Genomic DNA, 7,650 nt, shown 5'->3' with positions numbered 1-7,650 from the left:
ATAAATCAAATCGCTGAATTAATTTTCCTGATTTAACAGCTAAAAATATTAACCTGAGATTGCAATAGTTGAATTCAATTTATAACGCAATCATTTATAACGGTATCCAGTGAGCGCTTACTATACCTCCATTCCAAAGTTCTACCTCTGGTAAGTTTTGTCATTAAACTTAACTTGTTGAGAATTAATTAGCTGGTATTACCCAAGCTCTAAATGAGAGTTCCTGACTTAACTGGATAACTGGAAAAGTCAGGTAGGGCATGGGGGGCTAAGAGTCTTTCCCCTATACCGAATGGCACGAAGATTTATGTGAAACCTCTTTGCTAACAGGGTTGCAGCTTCGTGTGTTCTAGACAATTAAATGCGAGTGCGTCAAGGAGTTCAACATCTTCTTAATTCCCCACACCCGAACTTAGCAACTCCACACCCTTTCATCCAGGAATACCAGGGATTTACGCTTTTCTTCGTGCCATTCCTCTATACCTCATGCCCTATTCGATAAAAAGCTATTTGAGAACAGTAGTTGCGCCATCATTTCTCCCTTTTCCCCTCTTGCTACTACTTTGTGTCACCTTCGGTTCTTCTGACTTACTGGAGTTAACCATTTGCATCAAGTGCTGATTTAGATAACTCTGCGCTGAGATATACAAGCTTTCCCAAATCTCTTGATTACGACTAATTTTTGTACCTACTGTATTTCCGGCTGTTTTCTCTGACACCAAGTATTTACGGAAATAGTTATTCCACAGGTGTTGGAGGAAATCTTCGGCGAATTCGTTAAACGGCAGAATCCATTTATAGTCCTTGTCTAGAAATACCCGATAGGACGCAATTATCGGTAGTGCCAAGTCAGTTGGCGCACCAAACCCGAATGAATACTTGCTGTCAGGCAATAACGTAGTTTTACGTATATCTATTGATGCTAAATCGTTAGCACCCTTTCTTCTAGGGTTGCTGATATAGTCTTGGATTATTTCGTACAGTCTTTGCTCTATCCACAGAGCATGAGTTAGCAGAGGGAGTAAAGCGGTTAATCTTTCTCTTTCTGCATCTGTGATGTTACTTGGAAGACTCATCCCTGCTGGGTGTTTGGTTCGTTTATTGCCGTCGGGGTTGTATTTATTTCTGTCGAGGCAGTAAAGCAACTTCAGCAAATGGGTGACATTACACTGGGCATTTCTTGGAGCGCCGCTTTGGTTTTGGTAATAAGCGATGCGGAATTTTCTATCTTCTTTCTGTTCTAACTGAGCTAAGTACTGCTTGATGAATTTGTAATCACCCCTGGCGTTGACTTTGGAGCGAGAATCTACTGGCGTTGTAGTATTTGAAGCTAGGGCTATGTCTTTGGCTGATTCTTCAGTCAGCCCGATGTGGATCGTAACTTTTACCCTGGCTTCGGTTAAATTGTAGTTGTAATTTTTCGCTTGCTCAAAAGCTAAAACTGTATGCCCTCCGTTGATAATGCCATCACTACCTCCCTCGTTAGCTTCTAAGACTTCTAGCTCCAGTTCAGTTTTGTTCTTGACAGGTTTAGCAATATTAGCTGACAGAACGATTCCACTGTGACGAGAGAAGAATTTTGCAGGTTCGGTGGTCAGTGAGTCGAAGACTTGTCTGTAGGTCGCGCTTTTACGGTTGGGTTCCCGGATGTTCGGTTCTAGCGGCAGGTCTATAGGGAAGCTATCTACATGGGCTGTGGCGATAATGCAATTGGGGTTGGCTTGAAAATAGTTATCTATTTTTAGATTCCAAGTCTTGGGCATACTTTGTTTACAAGGTAGGTGAAATTTCTATGTTAGCGCTGCTATAACCTTAATTATTCTCTTTCTTCACTTAGAATAAGCTACCAAACTAGCCAAATGATAAACATCCCCAATCTCGCTGTATTAAACCTGTTATTTACTAGCGTGAAAATTTTCTCTAATTTTGCTTATTTTAGAGATAATATACCTTCTTTAGCTCTTAGTACAGGAACTTATCCACCTATTTCAATAATTCGTTTGCTTCTTTTAATACTTGAGTAATTTCCGGTTTCTGAGAACTAATCACATCATTTGGTAAATGCTTGTGATGCGGAAAGGTAGAGATATCAGGAAAATGCGGCGTACTATCATAACGAAAAACCAGGCAATTTCGTTCATCCTTAAAATGGTAGCGATAATCAAGAAATTCCAACTGATTGTCTGTGATTACTATAGCTTCGTTAATTTCTAATAAATGTGTTTGAGCTAAACGCAATCTAATTCTTAAATTAGCCCGAATGGATGTTAAAATTTCTTCTTCATAACGTTCCACATAAATATTTGGACATTGAACAATTGCTTGTTCTACTTGATTTAAATAATCAGATAGAATGTTAGGCAGCATAGTTCAATCTTTGCTCTATTTCTTGACGCAAAACCAGATAATGGCGGTAATCGTTTGCCCATTCTATAAATAGAACATCATCTGCTAATGTTCCCTGATTATACTGATAAAAAAAATCTTCAGAGTCCATTTTTTGCTGGTTTTCATACACACTGAGTCGCTTGGCAACGGCAACCAAAGCATCTAAGGATGATGTATATTGAATGGTCTGTTTACGCATTTTATCTCTACTTCAAAATCATCATATTTTGATTATAAGTGAGCGCCACTCCATAATTTCCTCATTGAGCGCTATGAAAATTAGGCAAATTCTCATCAAATGGTAGCTATTGTGGCGTTGCTGTATCGTCACTTCTGCTGCTTCCATACAAGGTTGTACTCTCTCTCAACAGCCACCAGCAGCAAAGCGTGCAAGGATGACAAACAAGGTGGGAGCAAAATCCCCAAGCCTTGCAACAGCGAATCCACAGCCTCATCACAGATGCCCACTTGATGCAACTGCCGTAACCTCACACATAACTACTGCTTCATTCACTTTCGTGCGATGCCGTAACCGCGGTTTCGAGACTATGGTAAAATTCGAGACTATGCAGGATAAACTTGGTTGATAATCAAACAAGATTTACTGCAAACACTGCTAGACCAAGCAGATTGGGAAAGGAAAACGTTCAAAGTAGATATTTTTCTCCATGCATGAAGGATTAAAATAATTCGTAATTCGTAATGACGCTCTCTACGAGACGCTAAAAGCGAACGAATACTCGCTAACGTAATTCGTAATTCGTAAGTACAAAGAGCTTATCTTTAACTCGGACAAAAAGCTGAATGGTCTGCTTATCGTTCACAATTAGAAGCCGCTCATGGACGGAAACGTAAATTAATGGAATTATTTAAACAACTAAATAAATAATATGATTAATTTGACAACTGACACCACAAAACTGCAAACAAAACTCCTTGAGAAGAAATACTTCGAGCTACACCCTTCATTACAAAAGATTATCCAGTTATTTTCAGTAATTTATGCACCGATAGACAAAAATTCATTCATAAGTTGTCTTAGTAAAACGGGCGCTTTAGATGAAAATAATAAACCTTGGAGTACTAAAACCCTCAGTCCCCAAATTGATAAATTGTTAAAAGCAGGCTTGTTAGTGCAAGAAAGCAGACAAGGTGCTGAATGTCACCCGTTACTTACAGAAATTGCTACTCGTCATGCTATAAAAACTGAACAGTTTGAAATCCAAGTCATAGCAGTTGAGGAAAAGCTACCTATACGTACTCATTGGAACCATGATTCTCGTCGGATATTCCATAGTTTACGCCAGTGTATCAGAGAAATTCGTATAGGTTTTTATCGCCAAGATCCTAATTTTATTAATAAGCAAATTGAAGATTACGAGAAGTATGGTGATAGCGAAGAAAAAATAGTAATACAAAATATCTTTGAGCAGATATGCAATAACCCATTTGATGCAGATTGGTTGAGTACCTTACCACAAGAATTATATGAAAGTAGCATATCTAGCATTCTCCTAAATTCAGCATTAAAATTGTCTGCGTCTGAAGATGCCTTTACACTCTTAGAAGAAGAATGTTCTTCAACTGGAAAACATTGCTCAGATTATCTGCACCTGATTTTGACAGAACAAATGTTGCTTCGAGGTTGTACCGAAGAAGCACAAGAAAGTCTGGAGCGGATATCGCATGAATATCAAGATAACGCCGCCGTCTTTTGGGGTTGGTTAAGTTTTCTACGGGGGGAGAATGAGCAAGCAATTACTTATTATACAAATGCCCTGAAAAAGCTGAAAAAAGCGACAGGCAAACGCCAAATATATTTCGATACAATGGGGGGCTTATTTTTTATCCTCGCACTGTTAAAAGACGGTTCAGTGCAACGCCTCAAAGAAGCAGAAGAGTACACCAGTTTGATGTCTCGTCAATCAGATCATTGGCTTAGGTTTATTTATGGCAGACTTAAAATGGTGCTGCAAGTACACCAGGGTGATATTACTCAAAAACAATTTGTACTTAGCGCCCATATCTCTTCAGTGGAAGAAGAAAATAGCTTACAAACATTGTTTTGTTCCCTATGTCTTTACTGGATGGATGCTGAGGGTGCGAAAAAACGCTTACCTAATTTATTAGAGCCATTATATCGGCGATCGCTCGCCTCTGGTTATCACTGGTTGGCAATGGAAACCGCAGAACTCCTATCCCGGATTAAACCTAGTAGTAAGTATCAAAAAGAAGCAGAAGCACTGCGAGAAGATAGCGGTATTCATTCCATCGTAGACCTAATTCGACCCCAAGAGGCTTGGGAAATGTGCCTCAATGCTTTGGCAAATCTCCAAAAACAACCACAAACATCCCTAAAACCAGAATCCGAACTGCGTTTAGCATGGTTCATAACCTTCTATCCCAGCAGATGTGTATTGCAACCAAAGGAACAGAAAGTTAATGCTAAAGGCGAGTGGAGTAAAGGTCGCCCTATAGCCCTCAAGCGCCTGAGTAGTGGATTATCTGAGTTTGATTACATCACGCCCCAAGATATGCGGGTATGTAGTTGTATTGAAGTATATAGTGAGGGCTATTATGGCAAAGTTGATTATACCTTCGGTGAAAAAGCCATCTCTGCCTTAATTGGACACCCATTGGTTTTTTGGGAAGATACACCTAATATTCGTGTAGAAATCGTCAAGGGAGAACCGGAATTACTAGTTAAAAAAGAGAAACTTGGTCGCCTCACCTTGGAATTTTCTCCCAAATTACTAGAATCACAAAATATTCTGCATATCAAAGAAACCCCAACCCGGATCAAAGTTATTGAAATTACTGCCGAACACAGACGCATTGCGGAGATTATAGGTAAAGATAATAAATTAAATGTACCTGCCTTCGCCGAAAAGCAAGTTTTGGCAGCTATTAATGCCGTCTCTGGCATCGTCACTGTGCATTCTGACATTGGTGGCGGTTCAGAAGGAGCAGAAGAAGTACCCGCCCAGACTCTGCCCCATATTCACCTTTTACCTGCCAATACCGGTTTGAAAATCACCCTTTTGTCGCGCCCTTTTGCCCAAGGTGGCCCCTACTTCCGTCCTGGTACAGGTGGTGAAACTGTCATTGCCGAGATTGAGGGTAAACGTCTCCAAACCAGACGAAATCTATCCCAAGAGAAGCAACTTGCCGCCTACGCTGTAGCCGCCTGTCCTACCTTGGCTCAAAGTGAAGAACAAGATGGTGAATGGGTAATAGTTGACCCAGAGGAATGTTTAGAACTACTGCTAGAACTGCAAGCGCTGGGAAATAAAGTAGTCATGGCATGGCCAGAAGGAGAAAAGCTGCGTGTTAGCCATAATGCTGACTTGAAAGACTTTAATTTATCAATTCAACGTCAGCAAGACTGGTTTGCAGCCACAGGGGAGTTGAAATTGAATAATGACCTAGTGCTGGATATGCAGCAACTACTAGAACTACTGGAGAAAACCCCCAGCCGTTTTATCCCCCTTGGTGATGGTCAATTTTTGGCTTTAACTCAAGCTTTTCGGAAACGCCTTGACGAATTGCGGATGTTTTCGGAAAAGCATAATAAAGGTATTCGTTTTCACCCCTTAGCAACATTAGGGTTAGAGGATTTTGTCGATGAGGTAGGTAAGGTAAAAGCAGATAAACACTGGAAGGCACATAGAGAGCGTCTCAAGGAAGTGCAGAACCTCCAGCCAGAACTGCCATCTACGCTTCAAGCAGAACTACGTGACTACCAGATGGAGGGTTTTTGTTGGCTGGCGCGTCTGGCACATTGGGGTGTAGGAGCTTGTTTGGCAGACCAAATGGGACTCGGTAAGACCTTGCAGGCATTGGCGGTCATTCTCAGAAATGCCTATGAAGGGCCAACCCTAATTATTGCCCCAACTTCTGTGTGCATGAATTGGGTGAGTGAAGCGCAAAAGTTTGCCCCAACTCTGAATATTATTCAATTTTCTGGTGCTAACCGCCAAAAATTACTCTCTGGTTTACAACCGTTGGATATGTTGGTATGCAGCTATGGTTTATTACAGCAGGAAGAAGTAGCGCAAATGCTTTCTGGTGTACAGTGGCAAACCATTGTTCTGGATGAAGCCCAGGCGATTAAAAATATGACTACTAAACGTTCTCAGGCAGCCATGAACCTAAAATCTAATTTTAAGTTGCTGACTACTGGGACTCCGATTGAGAATCACCTGGGTGAGTTGTGGAATTTGTTCCGTTTTATTAATCCTGGGTTATTGGGTTCATTTGAAAGCTTCAATCAACGCTTTGCTACCCCCATTGAAAAGTATCAGGATAAACTTGCACGTAATAAACTCAAAAAACTTATTCAACCATTTCTGTTGCGGCGCACAAAAAATCAAGTACTAGAAGAGTTGCCATCTCGTACCGAAATTCTCCTTCATGTGGAATTAAGTCGAGAGGAAAAGGCATTCTATGAAGCGTTGCGCCGTCAGGCCATATCTAAACTTACCGAAAGTGATGCAGAAGCAGGAAAGAAACATTTGCAGGTTTTGGCTGAGATTATGAAACTGCGTCGTGCTTGCTGTAATCCTAGTTTGGTTATGCCTGATACGGAATTATCCAGTTCCAAGTTGCAACTTTTTGGTGAAGTATTGAGTGAACTGCTGGAAAATCGTCATAAAGCGTTAGTGTTTAGTCAGTTTGTTGACCATTTGCACATCATACGCGATTACCTCGAACAGCAAGGTATTAATTATCAATATTTAGATGGCAGTACTTCAGTGGCAGAGCGCAAAAAACGGGTCGATGCATTCCAAGCTGGTTCAGGGGATGTCTTTCTGATTAGTCTCAAAGCAGGGGGGACAGGACTTAATCTGACTGCGGCTGATTATGTGATTCATACAGACCCTTGGTGGAATCCCGCTGTGGAAGACCAAGCCTCAGACCGCGCCCATCGCATTGGGCAACAACGCCCTGTTACTATTTATCGTCTAGTAGCAAAGGATACTATTGAAGAAAAGATTGTGCAATTGCATCAACACAAGCGAGATTTGGCAGACAGCCTCTTGGAAGGTGCTGATATCAGTGGCAAGATTTCGACGGAAGCCTTGTTACAGTTGATTAGTGAAGGATAAGCGAGCAATACCGATATTTTCAGCAGTTAGCAGAATCGCTCACTCTTATTCAACGTCGAGTCCAAAGCCTTCATGATTGATGCTGGAAAGGAATTGTAACCTATCTTCCGCACCCTAACTGTCACACATCAACAAAAAACTGACATAGTAGTAC

The 7,650-nt window shown here is 41.1% G+C and carries 5 protein-coding genes; 1 reads left to right on the top strand and 4 read right to left on the bottom strand.

From position 1 onward, the window contains the following. Positions 1 to 506 precede the first annotated feature (506 nt). From HWQ43_RS00095 to HWQ43_RS00080, 4 genes are all read right to left on the bottom strand, one after another. Entirely contained in the window at positions 507 to 1,763 is a 1,257-nt protein-coding gene (locus tag HWQ43_RS00095; RefSeq protein ID WP_292728587.1) for an AIPR family protein, read from the bottom strand. Between the two features lie 220 nt (positions 1,764 to 1,983). Beyond that, complete coding sequence (gene tumE, locus HWQ43_RS00090; RefSeq protein ID WP_292728585.1) at positions 1,984 to 2,367, bottom strand: toxin TumE; 384 nt, start codon at positions 2,365 to 2,367, stop codon at positions 1,984 to 1,986. Next, a complete protein-coding gene (tumA, locus tag HWQ43_RS00085; protein WP_190938626.1) occupies positions 2,357 to 2,587 on the bottom strand; it encodes an antitoxin TumA in 231 nt (76 codons plus the stop codon). The genes tumE and tumA overlap by 11 nt, the downstream gene beginning before the upstream one ends. Before the next feature lie 128 nt (positions 2,588 to 2,715). Further along, positions 2,716 to 2,880, bottom strand: coding sequence for a hypothetical protein (locus tag HWQ43_RS00080; RefSeq protein WP_292728581.1), 165 nt, complete (start codon positions 2,878 to 2,880; stop codon positions 2,716 to 2,718). A gap of 398 nt (positions 2,881 to 3,278) precedes the next feature. Between HWQ43_RS00080 and HWQ43_RS00075 the strand changes: the two genes are divergently transcribed. Continuing rightward, on the top strand, positions 3,279 to 7,496 hold the full coding sequence (locus tag HWQ43_RS00075; RefSeq protein ID WP_292728579.1) for a DEAD/DEAH box helicase: 4,218 nt from the start codon (positions 3,279 to 3,281) through the stop codon (positions 7,494 to 7,496). The last annotated feature ends 154 nt before the right edge of the window (positions 7,497 to 7,650 follow it).

This window comes from Nostoc sp. JL31, assembly GCF_017114965.1.
GTDB lineage: Bacteria > Cyanobacteriota > Cyanobacteriia > Cyanobacteriales > Nostocaceae > Nostoc > Nostoc punctiforme_A.
This window is presented reverse-complemented; position numbering and strand designations above follow the sequence as displayed.